Genomic DNA, 18,691 nt, shown 5'->3' on the forward strand with positions numbered 1-18,691 from the left:
CAAAAGTGGCCAAGGGTATCGTCATCCGCGAGGCGCATTTCCCCGGCCGCGCACCGATCGAGGCTTACGGCAATGGCGGTTTCCGCTTTGCCGACATGTCGCATCGCGGCTCGCTGCTGTGCCTGCCTTCGGGCATCTATGGCTGGGAGCCGGCCGATCCGCTGGCGCTGACGGCAGCGGATTTCGCCAAGCTGTTCAACGAGGCAGACAAGGTCGAGATCCTGCTGGTCGGCAGCGGCAAGGATCTGAGGCCGTTGCCGGCCGCGCTGCGTGCCGCGCTGAAGGATGCCGGCATTTCCGCCGATCCGATGTCGACCGGGGCGGCTGTGCGGACCTACAATGTGCTGCTGGCTGAAGACCGCGCGGTGGCCGCAGCACTCATCGCCGTCGACTGACGTGGCCGAAAACACCAAACTCGTCATGGAGACGGTGCGCGCCGCTGATCATGACCGCTACCTGACCGCGCTCTACGCGCCCGAAGACAAGCGGGACGCGCTGTTTTCGCTCTATGCCTTCAACGCCGAAATTGCCGGCATACGCGACCGCATCCACGAGGCGCTGCCGGGCGAGGTGCGGCTGCAATGGTGGCGCGACGTCATCGCAGCCGAAGAGGATGGGGCTGAGGTCGGCCATCCCGTGGCGGACGCGCTGAAGGCGACTATTTCCGCCCACCATCTGCCCAAGGCCGCTTTCGAGAACATGCTCGAAGCGCGCATCTTCGATCTCTATGACGACCCGATGCCGTCGCGCAGCGACCTCGAAGGCTATTGCGGCGAGACTGCCGCAGCACTTATCCAGCTTGCGGCGATGGTGCTCGATCCGGTCGAAGCACCGCGCTTTGCCGAGCTTGCCGGCAGGGCAGGTTGTGCGCAGGCGATGACCGGTCTGCTGCTTCTGCTGCCGCTACATCGCGAGCGGGGACAGTGCTTTGTGCCGGCCGATATTTTGGCGGCGGCGGGATCCTCGCCGCAAGAATTCGTTACAGGTGACGGCGGGCCGGGCGCGGAACGCGCCGCTGCCGCAATAATCGCGCTGGCACGGGAACATCTTTCCGCCTTCGAGCAGGGGGCGTCCGCTCTACCGGTTTCGCTGCGCCCGGCGTTTCTGCCGCTGGCTCTTTCGGGCGCCTATCTCGACAAAATGGAGCGCGCCCGCCGCTCGCCTGTCAAGGAGGTGGCGCGGCTCTCTGTCCTGCGCCGGCATTGGCTCTTGTTCCGGCGCGCGACGCGGGGCTGGCCGGTCGCATGAAGGCTGCCGCGTAGCCAACCCGACCGTTATTCCGCAGCTTCCGCCTGGGAAGGCAGCCCCAGCCATTCGCGGCAGGCGGCGAGCGCGCGCGACGTTACCGCGTGCCGCTTGGCGACCGTCTTGTCCTTGCCACGCAGCCGCTTGCCTTCGATCTTCGGCGCGTCCACCGGCGGGAACAGGCCGAAATTGACGTTCATCGGCTGGAAGGAGCGCTTTCCCGGCTCATCGTCTGAAACGATATGGCCGCCGGTGATGTGGTTGAGCAAGGCGCCGAAGGCGGTGGTCAAGGGCGGCAGCGACGGCGCATGGCCAAGCCTTTCGGCGGCTGCAAAGCGCCCGGCGAGCAGGCCGATGGCGGCGCTCTCGACGTAGCCCTCGCAGCCAGTGATCTGGCCGGCAAAGCGCAGGCCGGGCCGCGACTTCAACTGCAGCGACGCGTCGAGCAGCGTCGGCGAATTGATGTAGGTGTTGCGGTGCAGGCCGCCTAGGCGGGCAAATTCGGCGTGTTCCAGCCCGGGGACGGTGCGGAATATGCGCACCTGCTCGGCGTGCTTCAGCTTGGTCTGGAAGCCGACCATGTTGTAGAGCGTACCCAGCGCGTTGTCCTGCCGGAGCTGGACGACGGCATACGCCTTTACAGACGGATTATGCGCATTGGTCAGTCCCATCGGCTTCATCGGCCCGTAGCGCAATGTCTCGACGCCGCGCTCGGCCATCACCTCAATCGGCAGGCAGCCGTCGAAATAGGGCGTGCCTTCCCATTGCTTGAATTCGGTCTTCTGGCCGTCGACCAGCGCCTGCACGAAGGCAAGGTACTGCTCCTTGTCCATCGGGCAGTTGATGTAATCCTTGCCGGTGCCGCCGGGACCGACCTTGTCGTAGCGCGACTGGAACCAGCAGATATCCATGTCGATCGTGTCGAAATGGACGATCGGCGCGATGGCATCGAAGAAGGCGAGCGCGTCGGCGCCGGTCACTTCGGCGATCGATTGGGCGAGCGAAGGCGCCGTCAGCGGGCCGGTGGCAACGATAGCCTGGTCCCACTCCGCCGACGGCAGGCCGGGCACTTCCTCGCGCCGAATGGTGATGAGCGGGTGCGCTTCGAGCTTTCTGGTGACCGCTTCGGAAAATCCGTCGCGGTCGACGGCCAGCGCTCCGCCGGCCGGCACCTGATGCGCGTCGCCGGCGCTCATGATCAGCGAACCGGCCAGCCGCATTTCGGCGTGCAGCAGGCCGACGGCATTGGTTTGCGCATCGTCGGAGCGGAAGGAGTTGGAACAGACGAGTTCGGCCAGCCCGTCGGTCTTGTGCGCGTCGGTACCGCGGACGGGACGCATTTCATGCAGGACAACTGGAACGCCGGCTTCGGCCGCCTGCCAGGCGGCTTCGGAGCCGGCGAGACCGCCGCCGATAACGTGAATGGGGTTCTTGTCCATGAGCGCCGAAATAGTCGCTTGGCGCGGGGATTGCAATTGCCACTCGGGAGAATGGCTGACGGGGGAAGCCGCCCCAAAACAACAACACCCGCCGGGGGAGGAGGTCCGGCGGGTGTCGTTTTGTTGGTCGATCCTTGGGAGGAGGTGAAGATCGACCGTATTCGTCATCGCCGGGGAGGAGGTCGGCTTTGACGAAATTCCTTTCGCCATTTGAAAGGGCGCGAAACCCTTTTTAGAAACAGCGCCCGCCGGGGGAGGAGGTCCGGCGGGCGCCGTTTTTGTGGTCAACCCTCGGGAGGAGGTGAAGGCTGACCGTATCCGTCAGGGTCGGGGAGGAGGTCGACCCTGGCGAAATTCTTGTTGTTAGATCGCCCTGCGAGCGACCATCTTGATCTCGTCGCGGACGATGCCGAGATCGTTGAGCTGGCGGTTCGACAGGCGACCCAGCTCGGTAACCGTCTCGCGGTAGACGCGCCAGTTACGATAGTTGCGGATCAGGTTCATTGTCGTTCTCTTTTCAAAACTGGTTCGGGCCATTTGCGGCCCGAAGGATTAGACCGCCTTGCGGGCGACGTAGTGAATGTCGCTGCGGCTGATGCCGAGATCGGTCAGTTCACGGGTGCTCAGGCGGCTCAGCTCGGACACGGTGTCCCTATAGCGGCGCCAGTTGCGATAGTTGCGGATCAGGTTCATGGTAGTCTCGTTTCGTCTTTCTTTCGGATCATTCCGTCTTTGTGTGCACCGTGAAAATAGGTGGGGTCATATCGATTTAAAAGCGCTATTGGTGCATGGCAGCAATGCAAATTGTGCAATGCAGCATTAGCGCGCGTCCAGTTTTCCGCCCAGATCGGAAAATGCCGTTAGGTCAAACGCTTGGCCGGACGAGCTAAAAGAACCAAGGAAAGGGGGAGGGGCATGGCGAGCTATTCGTCACGGGTCAGGTCGGATATCGCGCGATGGCAGCAGGCCGGCCTGATCGACGCGCCGACAGCCGAGGCTCTAACGCGCGACGTCGAGGCAAACGAACGCAAATCGCTGAGTTTCGGCTCGATCCTGGCGATGATGGCGGCGCTGCTGTTCGGCGCGGCTATCCTGATCTTCATCGCCGCCAACTGGGAAGTCATCCCGCGGCTGGTGCGGGTCGCGGCACTTTTTGCCGTTATCCTTGCCGGCTATGTCGGCGGCGCGGTGTTGAAGATGCGCGACCATGCGGCGATCGGCGAAGCACTGTGGATCGTCGCGGCGGCGGCATTCGGCGGTTCGATCGCGCTGATCGGCCAGATGTATCATTTGTCGGGCGACGAGGCCTCGGCCTTGATCACCTGGGGCGCCGGCACGGCGCTGGCGGCGGTGGCGCTGCGCTCAAACCCACTGACCGTCGCTGCCGTCGGCATCGCCGATGCCTGGCTGTTCCTGAGAGGGTTCGACTACTTCCGGCGCACGGAATTTCCGCATCTCTTCGTGGTCATGGCGCTAATACTGTTCGCCGTTTCGTTCTGGACGCGCAGCCAGGCGGCGCGCCACCTGATCATCCTGTCGGTCCTTTTCTACCTCGTGCTGTTGGCCATGGAATACGACACGCTGCAAGTCGCCATCCCGCTCGTTGCCGCGTCGGTGCTGCTTTTTACCGCTGCGATCTTTGCTGCCGGGCCGGTCGAGAGGGTTTTGCAACTCGGCGGCAGGTTGCCCTTGCACGCGCTGATCGGCTTTCTCACCGGCCTGGCGATGATCCAATTCGAACTGGCGGATGAAAGCAGCTACAATAGCGGCTTTGCCATTGCCTCGGCTGTTGCGCTGGCCGGCATCATCGCGGCGATCGTGCTGGGCGGCCGCGAGAGCCGGGGACTGCGCTGGGTTGCCTATGCGGGCTTCGCCTTCGAACTCGCCATCATCTATGTGGTGATGCTGCAATCAATGCTCGACACGGCAGGCTTCTTCCTTGCGGCGGCGGTGCTGCTCGCCGTTCTTGCTTTCATTATCATCCGCATAGAAAGGCGCATGAACGCCTCGAACATGACAGGAGCGGCGGCATGATGACCGGCAAAAGACTGATCATCTCGGCGCTGGTCCTGGCGCTCGTCCAGATCAGCTTTCTGAGCTGGATCATCGCCGGACGCGCGGCGATCCTGCGCGATGGCAAGCAGATCCTGCTCAAGGTCGAGCCGATCGATCCGCGCGATCTCTTGCGCGGTGACTACATTCTGCTCGGCTACGACATTTCACGCATACCGGTGAAACTGATCGGCAACATTCCGGCCGGCAAGCTTTCCAGCGAGGAAACGTCGATCGTGGTCAGGCTGAAGCAGGGCGCCGATGGCTATTGGGGGCCGACCGCGGCCTGGTTCGGGCAAGCGCCGGCGCCGGCAGCATCCGATGAAGCCGATATCGTCGGACACGTCTCCGAGGGCTGGAATATCGGCCAGGGAGCAACGACGATCGCGCCGGATTACGGCATCGAGCGCTTCTATCTGCCGGAAGGCGAGGGGATGGCGATCCAGAACGATATGCGGGTGCGGCCGTTCGGCATCCGGGTGGCGATCGCGGCCAACGGCACGGCGCAGATCAAGGCGCTGGTGGACGGCGACAAGACACTGTTCGAGGAGCCGCTTTACTAGATCGCGCCACGGCCTTGGCAATGATCTCCTGCGCCAAGGCTTCGGAGGAGCTTCGAGTGGCCTGCCACCCCAAGCTCGAAGGGCGAAGGGTGGTGCGGATGAAGGGACTCGAACCCCCACGCCTTTCGGCACTGGAACCTAAATCCAGGGCGTCTACCAATTCCGCCACATCCGCATTGCCCGGCCAATCCCATGTAGCCATCATTCTGTCAATGTCAGAGCCCACATCGGCATCATTGGCCGGAATGCAAAGATGGTTGAAAATCAGCGTCGCCTGTGACAAAAGGCGTGTCGAATGTGACGGGACGCGACGATCCGCTTCTGCAGAATGTGATAAGAAGTAGGAAAAACAAAGACTTATTCACATTTTGGAGCGTATTTCTGGAGGATTTGTGCCGCGTTGAGCGGACAGATCGCCAAGTCCCGCACCAAAAGCCATTCCCGGCAAGATCATACCGGCAGGCTGTAAACGGCAGGGGCCGTTTGACGGCCTCATTGGTGGAAACAAAGGTTTTATGATGCAGGTCACCGAAACGCTCAACTCCGGTCTCAAGCGCGAGATCAAGATCACCGTGCCGGCCGGTGACATGGAAGCCAAGCTGATGGCGCGGCTCTCCGATGCCAGGAACAAGGTCCGCATCAACGGCTTCCGCCCCGGCAAGGTGCCGGTGCAGCATCTGCGCAAGGTCTACGGCAAGTCGTTCATGGCCGAAGTGGTCAACGAGATCCTCAATGATTCGACCCGTTCGATCATCACCGGGCGCGGCGAAAAGGCCGCCATGCAGCCCGAAGTGATCATGACCGAGGACGAGAAGGAAGCCGAGAAGATCCTGGCAGGCGGTGCCGATTTCGAGTTCCGTCTGAACTATGAGGTCATTCCGCCGATCGAGATCAAGGATTTCTCCGACATCAAGGTGACGCGCCAGGTGTTCGACGTGCCGGATGAAGAGATCGACGAGCAGGTCAAGCGTGTCGCTGAATCCGCCCGCACTTACGAGCCGAAAACCGGCAAGGCCGCCGAAGGCGATCGCGTGACCATCGATTATGTCGGCAAGATCGACGGCGAAGCCTTCGGCGGCGGCGCAGGCACGGATCAGCCGCTGGTGCTCGGCTCGAAGGAATTCATCCCCGGCTTCGAGGACCAGCTGGTCGGCAGCAAGGCCGGCGACGAGAAGCAGGTCACGGTTACCTTCCCGGAAAACTACCAGGGGGCGCATCTGGCCGGCAAGGAAGCCACTTTTGACGTGACGGTCAAGGAAGTGTCGAAGCCCGGCGCGCTTGAGATCAACGACGAGATGGCCAAAAATCTCGGCCTTGAATCGCTGGAGCGCCTGCGCGAGGTGGTGCGCGGTCAGATCGAGAACCAGTTCGGCTCGATAACGCGCCAGAAAGTCAAGCGGCAGTTGCTCGACCAGCTCGACGCTGCCTACTCGTTCGAGGCGCCGTCCAAGCTAGTCGAGGCCGAGTTCAACAACATCTGGAACCAGGTCAATCGCGATCTCGAAGCTGCCGGGCGGACCTTTGCCGACGAAGAGACGACGGAAGAAGAAGCGCGTGCAGAATACATGCGGCTTGCCGAGCGCCGCGTGCGTCTCGGCCTGGTTCTCGCCGAAATCGGCGAGAAGGCCGGCGTCACGGTGACGGACGAGGAATTGCAGCGCGGCCTCTTCGAGCAGGTGCGTCGCTATCCGGCCAACCAGCAGCAGGAGGCCTTCGAATTCTATCGCAACAATCCCGAAGCGCTGAACACGTTGCGCGCGCCGATGTTCGAAGAGAAGGTGGTCGACCATCTGCTCGGCCAGATTTCGGTCACCGACGTCAAGGTCAGCAAGGAAGAGCTGCTGGCCGACGAGGAGGATACGGATACAACCAAGGCCAAGCCGGCGAAGAAGGCGGCTGCGAAAAAAGCGGACACCAAGAAGGCCGACGACGACGCTGAAGAGCCGAAGAAAAAGGCCGCGCCGAAGAAGAAGACCGCCAAGGACGCTGAATAACGTCTCTGCTGAATTCCGAAAGGCCGCCTTCTCGAGGCGGCCTTTTTCGTTGTGGCACAGACGCAACGGATTTCGCGCATCTGGCGGTCGAGGTAGCGATATGAAGCTTTGATGATTATCTGCGCTGGGTTGCTGACCGCAGCGGTTGTTGGAGGCATCGTTGAGACAGTTCTTCGGTATCGGAAGCGTGGCGGCGGCGTTCCTGCTTGCGTCGGTCTGCGGCATTGCCCAGGCTGATACGGTTCTCGACAACTGGCGGTTCGACAAGAGCAGCGATGGCCTTGTCACCGCCTCGCTTTACGCGACCAACAAGCTCATCACCGGCGGCGGCGCATTGAGCTACAGCCCGGTTTTGACGATCGCGTGCCGGACCGCCGGCGAACCGCGTTGGAGCGAATGGCTGCAGCTGAGCGACACCGTTTCCGCCAGCCGAACCATCGCCATGTCGGTGACTGTCGGCCAATCCGGCAAGCTCAACGAAAGCTGGTCGGTCGGCCCGCGCAGCAGGATGCTGGTCCGCGACGGTGCCGACGGCATCAGGCGACTGATTGCCGCGGACCGGCTGCTGCTGTCCTGGCGGTTCGGGCTGCTGTCGGGGCGCGGCAAAGCCGAGTTTGACCTCACCGGAGTTGAAGAGGCGATCGGCCGGATCGCCGCCAGCTGCAACACCAAATTGCCTTGAGCAGATTGTCCGCATTAAACCTTGGCACGGCCGAACTCTATCTGCCGGCCGGGTTCCGTGGTATGTAGGTGCCGCAACCCCAGGCAGTGGATATCCGTTCTGCCATTCAAGAGCGCATGCCAGCGGACTAAATGTCGGCCTGTGCAGGTCAGCCAGGGCAAATTGGCGATCAGGGAGGAAATGCCATGCGTGCCTTTGTGTTTTTTGTCATCATGTCCGTCGCCACCGTCATTGCCGGCCCCTCGCGGGCACAGGATGCCGCGGCGGGTGAGAAGGTCTTCGCCAAATGCAAGGTCTGCCATATCGCGGACAAGGATCAGAACAAGGTCGGCCCGTCCTTGAACGGCGTCATCGGCCGAACGGCCGGCACGCATCCAGGGTTCAGCTATTCCAAGGCCATGACCGAGGCCGGCAAGTCCGGCGTCAAATGGGATGAGGCCACGCTAACGACCTACCTTCACGATCCCAAGGCGATGGTCAAAGGAACCAAGATGGCATTCCCCGGCCTCAAGAAGGACGAGGACGTCGCCAATGTCATTGCTTATCTGAAGCAATTCTCCAAATAGCCCGGCTCTTCCGCCGGATCTTGGTATAGCAAACAGGTCGAGGCATAGCCTCGGCCGCAATCTGCCGGCAGTGTCGGTGGGGAGGGCGACTCGTTGCAAAAAAGACATTGGCCGGCTAGGCTGCCATTCCCATCGGTGGTCGTCTGAATGTCGACTGAAGAAAGCCGTCTCAAGGATACCGGCATCCGCCTCTCGGAGGCGACGGCGGGTGATTTCTTTGCGCTTTTGAAACCACGCGTCATGGCGCTCGCCGTGTTTACTGCCTTCGTCGGCCTGATGATGGCGCCCGGCGTGATGAATCCAGTTATCGCCTTAATTGCCATCGGCGCAATCGCGGTTGGAGCGGGAGCCGCCGGCGCGCTCAATATGTGGTACGATGCAGACATAGACGCCTTGATGTCTCGCACGTCCAAGCGACCAATTCCGTCCGGTCGCGTCACGCCTGGCGAAGCTCTCAGCTTTGGTCTGGTGCTTTCCGCACTGTCGGTCATGACGCTCGGCGTGCTGGTGGGGTGGCTCGCCGCATCGTTGTTGGCGTTCACCATCTTTTTCTATGTCGTTATCTACACGATGTGGCTGAAGCGCTCGACGCCACAGAATATCGTCATAGGCGGCGCGGCAGGCGCCCTTCCTCCGGTGATCGGGTGGGTTGCTGCAACCGGCGCAATCGGCATTGAAAGTCTCATCCTGTTTCTGATCATTTTCCTCTGGACGCCGCCTCATTTCTGGGCGCTGGCCCTTTTCAAGGTCGGTGACTATGCCGCGGCTGGGGTCCCGATGATGCCGAATGTGGCCGGCCAGCACTCGACCAGAAAACAAATCTTCGCCTATTCGCTGCTCTTGGCGCCAATCGGCGTGCTCCCTTGGGGCCTCGGCTTCGCGAGCGGATATTACGGCACTGCTTCAGCCGCGTTGGGTGCAGGTTTCATTTGGCAGGCCTGGAAGGTTCTCGTCGCCGACAAGGAGATGAAGCCGGCAAAGGCGCTGTTTGCGTATTCGATTGTCTATCTTTTCGCAATATTTGCAGCGTTGCTTGCCGACACCATTGTAATGCGAGTGATCGCTTCAGCCGACTATTGACCCGGCTCAAAACATCACATTGGCAGAGCACAAAATCCTAGCAACAGCAGAATAACGACGCCAAGGCCGAGTATGAGAACTGTCCTTCCGTCCATGGCCTTCACCTTCGACTAGAAGAGCATATCGAAGAACGGCGTCCGTAGCTAGTCAGGCTACCCGGGACCTCTTACTCCCGGGCCTTCCTACAAAGCGCGACAAGTCCCCCGCATGAGAGTATATTGATCATGGTGCAGGTCGCGGTTTGCGTGGGCCAATCATGCGGAACGGCAGCACCGTAAAACGCGACCTTACCGGACCTGGTCTGGAGGAATGGTCATGGCAAGCTTTCACGTAATAGCAGGCGCCAGCGAGACGCTGGAACACACCAGAATTCGAAAAATCGGTGTCTCCGATCTTTTTGATGCGCTCAGGCGTGGCGTCGATGATTTCATGGTCAAGCCGTCGCACATCGTTTTTCTCTGCCTGATCTATCCGATTGCGGGTGTCGTGCTTGCTGTCTGGACGTCAGGTAACAACACGCTGCCATTGCTGTTTCCGCTTGTGTCCGGCTTTGCACTGATTGGTCCGTTCGCGGCGATCGGCCTCTATGAGATCAGCCGGCGACGGGAAGCCGGGCTCGACGCCTCGTGGAGGCACGCCTTTGAGGTCAGGAGTTCTCCTGCACTGCCGGCTATTGCAGCGGTCGGCGTCATGCTGCTTGCGATCTTTATCGCCTGGCTTTTGACGGCCCAGATATTCTACCAGACCCTGTTCGGCCCGGCGCCGCCGCAATCGCTGTCCAGCTTCATCAGTGAAATATTCGCCACGGGACGCGGCTGGACGCTCATCATCCTGGGTCACGCCATCGGCTTCGTGTTCGCCGCGGTTGTGTTGTGCACCACGGTCGTCGCATTCCCGTTGTTGCTCGACCGCGATGTCGGCGCCTACGAAGCCATCCACACCTCGGTGCGCGTTGTCCTGGCCAACCCGATCGTGATGGCCGTGTGGGGCCTTATCGTCGCCGTCGCCCTGATCGTCGGCTCGCTGCCAGTGTTCGCCGGGTTGGCAGTCGTGCTGCCGATCCTTGGTCATGCGACCTGGCATGTCTATCGGAAAGTTGTGGAATCGCCGCCGGCCACCAGACCGTGAGCTGAAAAAAACCAGCCCTGCGCGCACCGGTGAAAGTGCCGGTGCGGGCAGGTGGGGCAGAGCTTTCAATAGGCCGGGTGGCTGAAACGGGCCTGGCGCGCGTCCTTTGTCAGGTCGCGAAAATCCCTGCCGCTCACATGCACCAGCGTCCTATGATCACCGCCCTCGAAATAGATTTCGGGAGCGTCGCCGAGGCTTTCATCGAGGACCACTGGCACATCATAGGCAGCGCCGATCGGTGGCACAGCGCCGACATCGCAATCGCCGAACAACGAGACCACCTCGTCTTCGGAGGCAAGTCCAAGAGGCTTCTCCATGACATCCTGCAATGTCGCGAGTTCTATCCTGTGCGTGCTTGGAACCACGGCGAGCGCGTAGCCACGATCGTGGTGAACGACCACCGATTTGGCCATTATGCTGCCAGGCACATGTGCCGCAATGGCGGATTGTCTGCTTGTCGCCGTGCGGTGATGCTCGACGGTGTCGTAGGAAATTCCTTTCCTATCGATGAAGTCCTTCAGTCTGGTTGCGATGGTCATCTTGGGCGCCCCTTGCTGGTGTTCGCGACGCATGTGGAAACGCCGGCATCGCCTGTCGTTTCCGATACCAACAGAAATGGACCAGCCGTGGATTGTTTCAAGGCGAAGGCTCCAGGACCGGACGGCCCGGATCCGGATTGCATGTCAGGGCCCGGCCCCGAAAAACGCCATTCGGGTGAGAAGCGTGTAGTCCGCTTCGAAGACCATCATCGTCACGAACACCAGAACCAGCACCGGCGGCAGAATAATTGCATATGCCAGTGCCAGCCGTTCCCAGGCCATGTGCATGAAGATGGCGACGATCAGTCCTGCCTTGAGGATCATGAAGATCAGGATCAGCGACCATCTGAGATAGCCGTGGAGACCGAAATAGTCGACCAGATAGGAGCAGGTGCTGAGGATGAACAACCACGCCCAGACCACCAGATAGAGCTTGATCGGGTGCTCCTGATGAACCTCCGCCGGGGTAACGCCGGTCGTCGTCGCATCATGGGTACGGGCGCTGTCCAGTGCGTGTTGTCCCAGGCCGTTTGCGGTTGCTTCAGCCATGTCCTGCCTCTCACCAAAGATAGAAAAATGCGAAAATGAACACCCAGACCAGGTCGACGAAATGCCAGTAAAGCCCCATGATTTCGACGTTCTCGTAGCGGCCCCTTCGGCTAGTGAAGAAGCCGGGCCGTCCGACATCGTAATCCCCGCGCCAGACCTTTCGCGCCACGATGATCAGGAAGATCACCCCGACCGTCACGTGCGTGCCGTGGAAGCCGGTGATCATGAAAAAGGATGCGCCGAACTGGGCAGCGCCCCAGGGATTGCCCCAAGGCCGCACGCCCTCGGTGATCAGCTTGGTCCATTCGAAGGCCTGCATGCCGACGAAGGTCGCGCCGAGTGCTGCGGTCAAGAGCATCAGCACTGCCGTCTTGCGGCGGTCGCGGCGGTAGCCGAAATTGACCGCCATGGCCATCGTTCCGCTGCTCGAGATCAGCACGAAGGTCATGATGGCGATAAGGATCAGTGGAATGTCGGAGCCACCGATGCGCAGGGCGAAGACCTCGCTCGGATTGGGCCACGGCACACGTGTTGAGATACGCGCGGTCATGTAGGAGAGCAGGAAGCAGCCGAAGATGAACGTGTCGCTGAGCAGGAAGATCCACATCATGGCCTTGCCCCAGGACACGTTTTTGAACGCCCGCTGATCCGAGGACCAGTCGGCGGCGATGCCTTGCCAGCCTGCGGGCCGCGGCTCTGTTCGGCCGATGTGGGCCAGTGTCGTCTCTGCCATCCGCCCGTTCCTCCTAGGTCAGCAACCCTCGGCAAATGTCGATTAAAGTCGAAGCCCAGCCGGCCAGAAGCGCAAAGATGGCGAGCCAGACGAAAAGCAGGAAATGCCAGTACATGGCGCACAGCTCGACACTGAGGCGAAGCCGCTGCGGCTGCGCTCCGTTCCAGGCGCCGACGCTCGTTCTGCCCAGCCCGACCAGTCCTCCCAGTATATGCAGGCCATGCATTCCCGTTAGCAGGTAGAAGAAGCTGTTGGCCGGATTGGATGCCAGAAAATAGCCATCCGCACTCAGTTCCCGCCATGCCACAAGCTGTCCAATCAGGAAGACGAGCGCCGTGAGTCCAGCGGTGGCGAGGCCGAGCCTGACCATGTCCACTTGACCCTTGCGCGCCGCGAGCGAAGCGCACTGTATCGCGATGCTGCTCAAGACCAGTACGCCGGTGTTAAGCCAGAGCAGGGGCGGGATGGGCAGCGGCCGCCAATCCGACAGCGCCATGCGCATGAAGTAAGCACTGGTGAACAGCGCGAACAGGCAGCCGACGACGGCAAGGAAGACGCCGAGACCGATCTTTGCGGTCGGCAGCGCCGATCGGTCCAGAGCAACAAAATCCCCGATCATACCTTGCTCGAGCCACGGTTTCGTCATTAGCCGCTGATGGGAAAGCCACCACCCGGCAATACCGGCGATCACGAGCAGGAAGACCAGGATTACGCTCATGCCGGCTCCCTGGAGGGCGCGAAGGAGCCCGGAACGTTTTGCGGTATGAAGTCCTCCTTGGCTCCCGGTACGCTGTAGTCATAGGCCCAGCGATAGACGATCGGCAGATCCTTGCCGAAATTGCCGTGGGCGGGCGGTGTTTCGGGCGTCTGCCACTCGAGCGTCGTTGCCCGCCACGGATTGCCGCCAGCCTCACGGCCATGGCGGATGCTCCAGATGAGATTGAACAGAAACACAATCTGAGCAAAACCGACTATAAAAGCCATGATGCTGATAAACGAGTTCAGGTGGTGGGCCGATTCCGTCATGATCGTCATGTCGGTCAATTCGTTGTACCGCCGCGGCACGCCCATCAAGCCGAGATAGTGCATGGGAAAGAAGATCAGATAGGCGCCGAGGAAGGTGACCCAGAAATGGAACCGGCCCAGTGTCTCGTTCAGCATCCGGCCGGTGACCTTCGGATACCAGTGATAGATCGCGCCGAAGATTACGATGATCGGGGCAACCCCCATGACCATATGGAAATGGGCGACGACGAACATCGTGTCCGACAGCGGAACGTCGACGACGACATTGCCAAGAAATAGCCCAGTCAACCCGCCATTGACGAAGGTGACGATGAAGGCCAAGGCAAAAAGCATCGGTATGGTGAGGTGGATGTCGCCGCGCCACAGCGTCAGCACCCAATTGTAGACCTTGATGGCTGTTGGGACGGCGATGATCAATGTCGTTGTGGCGAAGAAAAAGCCGAAATAGGGATGCATGCCACTGACATACATGTGGTGCGCCCAGACCACGAAGCTCAGCGCGCCGATGCCGACGATGGCCCAGACCATCATGCGGTAGCCGAAGATGTTCTTGCGCGCATGGGTGCTGATCAGGTCGGATACGATGCCGAAGGCCGGAAGCGCCACGATGTAGACCTCCGGATGGCCGAAGAACCAGAACAGATGCTGGAACAGGATCGGGCTGCCGCCGCCGTGCTGCAACTGTTCGCCCATCTCGACGATCGCCGGCATGAAGAAGCTGGTGCCGAGCGCCCGGTCGAGCAGCATCATCACGCAGGCGACGAACAGCGCCGGGAAGGCGAGCAGTGCCATGACGGTGGCGGTGAAAATACCCCAGACAGTAAGCGGAAGGCGCATCAGCGTCATGCCGCGCGTGCGCCCCTGCAGCACCGTCACGACATAGTTCAAGCCGCCCATGGTAAAGCCGACGATGAACAGGATCAGCGAGACAAGCATCAGGATGATGCCCCAGTCCTGGCCGCCTGGCGTACCGGTCATGATCGCCTGCGGCGGATAGAGCGTCCAGCCGGCACCCGTCGGTCCGCCGGGCGCAAAGAAGCTCGACACCAGGACCAGCACGGCGAGCAGATAGATCCAGTAGCTCAGCATGTTGACATAGGGAAAGACCATGTCGCGAGCACCAACCATCAACGGGATCAGATAGTTGCCGAAGCCGCCCAGGAAGAGTGCCGTGAGCAGGTAGATCACCATGATCATGCCGTGCATGGTGATGAACTGGTAGTAGGCTTCCGGGGTGATGAAGTCGAATGTGCCGGGGAAGCCGAGTTGCAGCCGCATCAGCCAGGATAGCACCAGCGCGACCATGCCGATCGCTGTCGCCGTCGCCGAATACTGGATGGCGATGACCTTGGCGTCCTGCGAGAAAACGTATTTCGTCCACCAGCTGTGCGGATGGTAGAGTTCCATTTCCGCGATTTCGGCCGGCGGTACCGCATCTGCAGGTGTGATATCGACCATAGGAACACCTCCGTGCCCTTCTCGGCCAGCCCGACAGTTCGGACTTGCCGCATTAACTTCAATCCCGACGGCGCGCCGTCGTTCCGGTTTCCTACTCTGCCGAGCCCATCTGCTGGGGCGCGGACAGCTGCGCAAAAGTCTGCTGCTGGCCAAGCCACGCCAGATAGTCTTCCTGAGTATCGACCATGACCACGCCATGCATCATCGGATGTCCCTGGCCGCAGAGTTCGGCACACAGGACCTGGAAGGTTCCGGTCTTGGTCGGAGTGAACCAGAAATAGGTGACCGAGCCCGGGATCATGTCCATCTTGGCGCGGAATTCCGGCACGTAGAAATCGTGCAGCACATCGATCGAGCGGAGCAGCATCTTGACCGGTTTGCCTACCGGGAGGTGCAGGTCGGCCGCTTCCACTACGACATCGTCCTGACCGTTGGCATCGGTGGCGATGACGCCGAGTGGATTTTCAGCGTTGACGTCGCGAGTGTCGGATGTGCCGAGCTTGCCGTCCTTGCCGGGGAGGCGGAAACTCCATTGCCACTGCTGGCCGACGACTTCGACCTCGGTTGCGTCGCTTGGAACGGTAACGAACCGGCTCCAGACGAACAGGCCTGGAACGAGCAAAGCGGTGACACCAACCGCGGTGACGACCGTCAGCCAGGATTCGAGCCGCCTGTTCTCAGGTTCGTATGCCGCCTGATTGCCTTCCCGATGACGGAAGCGGAAGACGCAATAGGCCATGAAAAGAACCACGGCGGCGAAGACGACACCGGTGATCCAGAAAGTTATGATGATGGTGTTGTCGATATAGTCCCAGTTCGAGGCAATCGGCGTCCACCACCATGGGCTCAGGAAGTGGAACAACACCGAGCCCACGACTATCAGAACGAGTACAAGCGCAACGGCCATGTCCCGGTTCCTCCCGGTATTCCAAGCGGCGCAAGCCGTCCCGGGAAATACCAAGTGCATCATAACTTGATTTGCGATGAAAATTCTAGAGCCGGCTGTGGGAAGGGCAAAAATACCATTTCGCGGCGCTGGCGGTCCTTCGGTTCGGCGGTGATCAGCGGCAGGCCCTCATCTATTTCCAGCTCACCCGCCCGATGCGGCCACGCGGCAAACATCGTCAGCGTGGAGTAGCCGGCAATGGCGGGCACGCCGAATGCGCCTAGCAGAACCACCGGAACGGCGATCGTCGGGGATCCCTCCACCTGCTCGACCGACAGCTCGACGAAGGGAGTGGAGCCACTTTATTGGCCGGCAGATGTCACCCGCCAAACTGTGTTGCCGACGTCGTCGGCGATGAGCAGGGCCCCGGTTTTGTCGACAGCCAGGCCGACAGGCCGGCCGCGCGCCTTGTTGTCCTTGTCCAGGAAGTCAGTCACCACGTCGGTAGCGACGCCGCTCGGACGGCCGCCGCTGAATGGTACGAAAACTACCTTGTAGCCATTGAAGCGCATGCGGTTCCAGCTGCCATGCTCGCCAACGAAGGCGCCGCCGCGATATGCCTCGGGAAGGCTGGTTGCCGCATAGAAGGCCAGCCCCAGAGGGGCGACGTGGGAACTCAGTGCATAATCCGGAACGATCGCTTTTGCGACCAGGTCCGGACGTTGGGGCATGACGCGGGGATCGAGATGCTGGCCGTAATAGCTGTATGGCCATCCGTAGAAGCCGCCATCCTTTACCGAGGTCAGATAATCCGGCACGAGATTGGGGCCGAGCTCGTCGCGTTCATTGATCACTGCCCAGAGCGCCCCGGTCTGCGGCTCCCAGCTCAGGCCGTTTGGATTGCGCAAACCGCTGGCGAAAATGCGCGACCGGCCGGTGGCCCTGTCTACCTGCCAGATGGCGGCGCGGTTCTTCTCCGCCTCGATGCCGTTTTCGGCGACGTTGCTGTTCGAGCCGATGCCGACATAGAGCAGCGAGCCGTCGGGGCTTGCCACCAGGCTCTTCGTCCAATGGTGGTCGATCGGGCCGCCGGGCAGGGCGGTTAGCGGCGTCCCGGGCGCGGTGATCTTTGTGTCACCGGTGTTGTAGGGATAGCGGACGATGGAGTCGGTATTGGCGACGTAGAGATCGCTTCCCACCAGCGCCACGCCAAAGGGGGAGTTCAGGTGGTCGAGGAATACGCTGGTCAGCTCCGGCTTGCCATCGCCATCGGCGTCGCGCAGCAGCGTAATGCGGTTGCTTGGGCCGCTGTCGCCGCCCGAGGTGACCCAGGATTCGATCCAGCCCATCACCAAATCCTTGGGCCGTTTGATCGGTTCGCCACCCGGCGCCTTGGACTCGACCACCAGCACGTCGCCATTGGGCAGCACATAAAGCGACCGCGGATGCTGCAAGCCGTGGGCAAAAGCCTGGATCTGCAGCCCCTGCGCGACTGTCGGCTTCTCGTCGCTATTCCATCCGACCACGGAAGCGAGATGCATGGGCGGGAAGAAATATTGGATCGGGTCCGGCAGTTTTGGATTCGGCCCTATCTGACTGCTGGGGTCCGGGTCGTTGCCGCTGCACGCTGCAAGAGTGATCGCCGCAGTGCAAACGAGGACGGACACCGCGATGCGCCTGGTCTGACCGATGGAGCTTGCTATGCGCATCAATCCGCCACTCCGACGTGATGCCGGTACACCATGGACCAGCCCAGCCAACCAGTGAAGATGAGGACGAGCACGACAACCGCCGAGAGGATCAAGCCTGTAGGAACGATGGAGGTCCATGCATCGCGGGTGTGCACGAGCATGTTGATGATGGATAACGCCAGCGCCAGAAGATTGCCGAGCACGTGCGGCCAGGCGGGGGGCTGTGCCCTTATCAGCGGATTGGCCAGGAAATCGATCAGCCCCGCGATCGCTGCCAGGCAGCCCATGATCACGCCGACGGTAACCAGCCAAGCGGAGAAGTCAGCCCACATCATCTCCGCTGTTCGCCAATAGGCTAGATCCGTCAGCAGGGTGCCGACGAAGCAGGCGATCGGAAATGGCACGAGCATCGGATGAATAGGATGTCCCGCAATCCTGGCCGTCGAACGCGGATTGTCACCGACCATAATGCGCCATCCTTCCTATTCTCGTCCAAACAAACGCCGCCTACCCGGCCTCCGGCGGCTGTTGCCGAGAGACCGGCAGACGACCGATAGATCCGTCAGGCCCAAAAAAGGGCGCTGGCTGGCTGCGCCTGTTAGGCGGCGGACTGGGTCGGCGGGTTCTGATACATCATCCAGAGCTCGATCGCCGCCAGCACGGCGACCAGAATGCCGATCACGACATGCACGGTCATCGCCGTGGTCGCCTGGAATCCAAGCACCCAGGGCGATGCGAGAACCCACAGTCCGACGACCAGGTTCACCCACTCTTCCCACACGGCAAATGCTGCGAGGGCGGCAACCGAAAGCACGACAATCAAGATTCCGCTGCCGAGGGCGTTCTGCGTCTGCGGGCCTGCCGCAAAGGTGAAGATCCAGGGGGAGAAGAACAGAATTGCCCCAAGGATCAGGTTGGCTACGTCACAGAGCCTGGCGTTTGTCCACTGGTTCATGGCATCCTCCATAGGGAGCGTTTATGGCTCCCGAGTTCGGCAAGGTGGTGCCTGAGTTCGGCGAGATGCGCCCGAAGCCGCTCACTCCGTGTCACGGTAGTGCCC

At 61.1% G+C, this 18,691-nt stretch carries 22 protein-coding genes and 1 tRNA gene; 9 read left to right on the forward strand and 14 right to left on the reverse strand.

The window, feature by feature from the left end; all coding sequences use genetic code 11:
* Window positions 1-5 precede the first annotated feature (5 nt).
* Together NKH41_RS17080 and NKH41_RS17085 are read left to right on the forward strand one after the other, a co-directional pair.
* On the forward strand, window positions 6-395 hold the full coding sequence (locus tag NKH41_RS17080; RefSeq protein WP_352500864.1) for an Mth938-like domain-containing protein: 390 nt from the start codon (window positions 6-8) through the stop codon (window positions 393-395).
* Between the two features lie 25 nt (window positions 396-420).
* Window positions 421-1,248 (forward strand): phytoene/squalene synthase family protein, encoded by an 828-nt coding sequence (locus NKH41_RS17085; protein ID WP_502895719.1) that lies wholly within the window; start codon window positions 421-423, stop codon window positions 1,246-1,248.
* Between the two features lie 26 nt (window positions 1,249-1,274).
* On the opposite strand, the gene trmFO is transcribed toward NKH41_RS17085, so the two are convergent.
* The 3 genes from trmFO to NKH41_RS17100 form a co-directional block, all read right to left on the reverse strand.
* Window positions 1,275-2,684: a methylenetetrahydrofolate--tRNA-(uracil(54)-C(5))-methyltransferase (FADH(2)-oxidizing) TrmFO gene (gene trmFO / locus NKH41_RS17090; protein WP_352771426.1), complete on the reverse strand. Its 1,410-nt coding sequence runs from the start codon at window positions 2,682-2,684 to the stop codon at window positions 1,275-1,277.
* Between the two features lie 363 nt (window positions 2,685-3,047).
* A complete protein-coding gene (locus NKH41_RS17095; protein ID WP_023678914.1) occupies window positions 3,048-3,188 on the reverse strand; it encodes a DUF1127 domain-containing protein in 141 nt (46 codons plus the stop codon).
* Between the two features lie 48 nt (window positions 3,189-3,236).
* On the reverse strand, window positions 3,237-3,377 hold the full coding sequence (locus NKH41_RS17100; protein ID WP_091596947.1) for a DUF1127 domain-containing protein: 141 nt from the start codon (window positions 3,375-3,377) through the stop codon (window positions 3,237-3,239).
* Between the two features lie 222 nt (window positions 3,378-3,599).
* Between NKH41_RS17100 and NKH41_RS17105 the strand changes: the two genes are divergently transcribed.
* Both NKH41_RS17105 and NKH41_RS17110 read left to right on the forward strand, forming a co-directional pair.
* Window positions 3,600-4,718: a DUF2157 domain-containing protein gene (locus tag NKH41_RS17105; RefSeq protein ID WP_352685534.1), complete on the forward strand. Its 1,119-nt coding sequence runs from the start codon at window positions 3,600-3,602 to the stop codon at window positions 4,716-4,718.
* Window positions 4,715-5,299 carry a GDYXXLXY domain-containing protein gene (locus tag NKH41_RS17110; RefSeq protein WP_352771424.1) on the forward strand — a complete coding sequence of 195 codons (585 nt, stop codon included), beginning with the start codon at window positions 4,715-4,717 and terminating at the stop codon, window positions 5,297-5,299. The genes NKH41_RS17105 and NKH41_RS17110 overlap by 4 nt, the downstream gene beginning before the upstream one ends.
* Window positions 5,300-5,389: 90 nt before the next feature.
* Here the strand turns inward: NKH41_RS17110 and NKH41_RS17115 are convergent.
* Window positions 5,390-5,474, reverse strand: a tRNA-Leu gene (locus NKH41_RS17115).
* Window positions 5,475-5,817: 343 nt separating this feature from the next.
* On the opposite strand from NKH41_RS17115, the gene tig reads away from it, so the two are divergent.
* The 5 genes from tig to NKH41_RS17140 all read left to right on the forward strand — a co-directional run bounded on the left by tig (window position 5,818) and on the right by NKH41_RS17140 (window position 10,749).
* Window positions 5,818-7,293 carry a trigger factor gene (gene tig / locus NKH41_RS17120; protein ID WP_352771498.1) on the forward strand — a complete coding sequence of 492 codons (1,476 nt, stop codon included), beginning with the start codon at window positions 5,818-5,820 and terminating at the stop codon, window positions 7,291-7,293.
* Window positions 7,294-7,453: 160 nt separating this feature from the next.
* Window positions 7,454-7,975 (forward strand): hypothetical protein, encoded by a 522-nt coding sequence (locus NKH41_RS17125; RefSeq protein WP_352470439.1) that lies wholly within the window; start codon window positions 7,454-7,456, stop codon window positions 7,973-7,975.
* Window positions 7,976-8,187: 212 nt separating this feature from the next.
* Window positions 8,188-8,541, forward strand: coding sequence for a c-type cytochrome (locus tag NKH41_RS17130; RefSeq protein ID WP_502893720.1), 354 nt, complete (start codon window positions 8,188-8,190; stop codon window positions 8,539-8,541).
* A 147-nt stretch (window positions 8,542-8,688) separates the two neighbouring features.
* Complete coding sequence (locus NKH41_RS17135) at window positions 8,689-9,621, forward strand: heme o synthase (protein WP_352500859.1); 933 nt, start codon at window positions 8,689-8,691, stop codon at window positions 9,619-9,621.
* A gap of 315 nt (window positions 9,622-9,936) precedes the next feature.
* Window positions 9,937-10,749, forward strand: a complete 813-nt coding sequence (locus NKH41_RS17140) for a DUF2189 domain-containing protein (protein ID WP_023678906.1) — start codon at window positions 9,937-9,939, stop codon at window positions 10,747-10,749.
* Window positions 10,750-10,814: 65 nt separating this feature from the next.
* Here the strand turns inward: NKH41_RS17140 and NKH41_RS17145 are convergent, their stop codons facing one another.
* The 10 genes from NKH41_RS17145 to NKH41_RS17190 all read right to left on the reverse strand — a co-directional run bounded on the left by NKH41_RS17145 (window position 10,815) and on the right by NKH41_RS17190 (window position 18,586).
* Entirely contained in the window at window positions 10,815-11,288 is a 474-nt protein-coding gene (locus tag NKH41_RS17145) for an aminoacyl-tRNA deacylase (RefSeq protein ID WP_352470443.1), read from the reverse strand.
* 144 nt (window positions 11,289-11,432) lie between these two features.
* Window positions 11,433-11,837 (reverse strand): cytochrome C oxidase subunit IV family protein, encoded by a 405-nt coding sequence (locus NKH41_RS17150; RefSeq protein ID WP_352470444.1) that lies wholly within the window; start codon window positions 11,835-11,837, stop codon window positions 11,433-11,435.
* Window positions 11,838-11,847: 10 nt separating this feature from the next.
* Window positions 11,848-12,570 carry a heme-copper oxidase subunit III family protein gene (locus NKH41_RS17155; protein WP_352771422.1) on the reverse strand — a complete coding sequence of 241 codons (723 nt, stop codon included), beginning with the start codon at window positions 12,568-12,570 and terminating at the stop codon, window positions 11,848-11,850.
* Between the two features lie 13 nt (window positions 12,571-12,583).
* Window positions 12,584-13,288 (reverse strand): cytochrome c oxidase subunit 3, encoded by a 705-nt coding sequence (locus NKH41_RS17160; protein ID WP_023678902.1) that lies wholly within the window; start codon window positions 13,286-13,288, stop codon window positions 12,584-12,586.
* Entirely contained in the window at window positions 13,285-15,054 is a 1,770-nt protein-coding gene (gene ctaD / locus NKH41_RS17165) for a cytochrome c oxidase subunit I (RefSeq protein WP_352771420.1), read from the reverse strand. Before ctaD ends, NKH41_RS17160 begins: the two co-directional genes overlap by 4 nt.
* Window positions 15,055-15,145: 91 nt before the next feature.
* Window positions 15,146-15,961, reverse strand: a complete 816-nt coding sequence (gene coxB / locus NKH41_RS17170) for a cytochrome c oxidase subunit II (RefSeq protein ID WP_352500857.1) — start codon at window positions 15,959-15,961, stop codon at window positions 15,146-15,148.
* A gap of 59 nt (window positions 15,962-16,020) precedes the next feature.
* On the reverse strand, window positions 16,021-16,209 hold the full coding sequence (locus tag NKH41_RS17175) for a hypothetical protein (protein ID WP_352567649.1): 189 nt from the start codon (window positions 16,207-16,209) through the stop codon (window positions 16,021-16,023).
* A 93-nt stretch (window positions 16,210-16,302) separates the two neighbouring features.
* The gene (locus NKH41_RS17180) at window positions 16,303-17,649 is read right to left on the reverse strand and encodes a PQQ-dependent sugar dehydrogenase (RefSeq protein ID WP_352933149.1); all 1,347 of its coding nucleotides are present in this window, start codon (window positions 17,647-17,649) and stop codon (window positions 16,303-16,305) included.
* Window positions 17,649-18,098, reverse strand: coding sequence for a DUF2231 domain-containing protein (locus tag NKH41_RS17185; protein WP_352470450.1), 450 nt, complete (start codon window positions 18,096-18,098; stop codon window positions 17,649-17,651). The genes NKH41_RS17180 and NKH41_RS17185 overlap by 1 nt, the downstream gene beginning before the upstream one ends.
* Before the next feature lie 131 nt (window positions 18,099-18,229).
* Complete coding sequence (locus NKH41_RS17190; RefSeq protein WP_352451366.1) at window positions 18,230-18,586, reverse strand: SPW repeat protein; 357 nt, start codon at window positions 18,584-18,586, stop codon at window positions 18,230-18,232.
* Between the last annotated feature and the right edge of the window lie 105 nt (window positions 18,587-18,691).

The sequence above is a fragment of the Mesorhizobium sp. M1169 genome (genome assembly GCF_040318345.1).
Lineage (GTDB): Bacteria > Pseudomonadota > Alphaproteobacteria > Rhizobiales > Rhizobiaceae > Mesorhizobium.

Excerpts from the sequence above, each read along its gene's own strand:
- NKH41_RS17085 (WP_502895719.1), top strand. The coding sequence starts at position 421 with ATGGAGACGGTGCGCGCCGCTGATCATGACCGCTACCTGACCGCGCTC.
- trmFO (WP_352771426.1), bottom strand. The coding sequence starts at position 2,684 with ATGGACAAGAACCCCATTCACGTTATCGGCGGCGGTCTCGCCGGCTCC.
- NKH41_RS17095 (WP_023678914.1), bottom strand. The coding sequence starts at position 3,188 with ATGAACCTGATCCGCAACTATCGTAACTGGCGCGTCTACCGCGAGACG.
- NKH41_RS17100 (WP_091596947.1), bottom strand. The coding sequence starts at position 3,377 with ATGAACCTGATCCGCAACTATCGCAACTGGCGCCGCTATAGGGACACC.
- NKH41_RS17105 (WP_352685534.1), top strand. The coding sequence starts at position 3,600 with ATGGCGAGCTATTCGTCACGGGTCAGGTCGGATATCGCGCGATGGCAG.
- NKH41_RS17110 (WP_352771424.1), top strand. The coding sequence starts at position 4,715 with ATGATGACCGGCAAAAGACTGATCATCTCGGCGCTGGTCCTGGCGCTC.
- tig (WP_352771498.1), top strand. The coding sequence starts at position 5,818 with ATGCAGGTCACCGAAACGCTCAACTCCGGTCTCAAGCGCGAGATCAAG.
- NKH41_RS17130 (WP_502893720.1), top strand. The coding sequence starts at position 8,188 with ATGTCCGTCGCCACCGTCATTGCCGGCCCCTCGCGGGCACAGGATGCC.
- NKH41_RS17135 (WP_352500859.1), top strand. The coding sequence starts at position 8,689 with ATGTCGACTGAAGAAAGCCGTCTCAAGGATACCGGCATCCGCCTCTCG.
- NKH41_RS17140 (WP_023678906.1), top strand. The coding sequence starts at position 9,937 with ATGGCAAGCTTTCACGTAATAGCAGGCGCCAGCGAGACGCTGGAACAC.
- NKH41_RS17145 (WP_352470443.1), bottom strand. The coding sequence starts at position 11,288 with ATGACCATCGCAACCAGACTGAAGGACTTCATCGATAGGAAAGGAATT.
- NKH41_RS17150 (WP_352470444.1), bottom strand. The coding sequence starts at position 11,837 with ATGGCTGAAGCAACCGCAAACGGCCTGGGACAACACGCACTGGACAGC.
- NKH41_RS17155 (WP_352771422.1), bottom strand. The coding sequence starts at position 12,570 with ATGGCAGAGACGACACTGGCCCACATCGGCCGAACAGAGCCGCGGCCC.
- NKH41_RS17160 (WP_023678902.1), bottom strand. The coding sequence starts at position 13,288 with ATGAGCGTAATCCTGGTCTTCCTGCTCGTGATCGCCGGTATTGCCGGG.
- ctaD (WP_352771420.1), bottom strand. The coding sequence starts at position 15,054 with ATGGTCGATATCACACCTGCAGATGCGGTACCGCCGGCCGAAATCGCG.
- coxB (WP_352500857.1), bottom strand. The coding sequence starts at position 15,961 with ATGGCCGTTGCGCTTGTACTCGTTCTGATAGTCGTGGGCTCGGTGTTG.
- NKH41_RS17180 (WP_352933149.1), bottom strand. The coding sequence starts at position 17,649 with ATGCGCATAGCAAGCTCCATCGGTCAGACCAGGCGCATCGCGGTGTCC.
- NKH41_RS17185 (WP_352470450.1), bottom strand. The coding sequence starts at position 18,098 with ATGGTCGGTGACAATCCGCGTTCGACGGCCAGGATTGCGGGACATCCT.
- NKH41_RS17190 (WP_352451366.1), bottom strand. The coding sequence starts at position 18,586 with ATGAACCAGTGGACAAACGCCAGGCTCTGTGACGTAGCCAACCTGATC.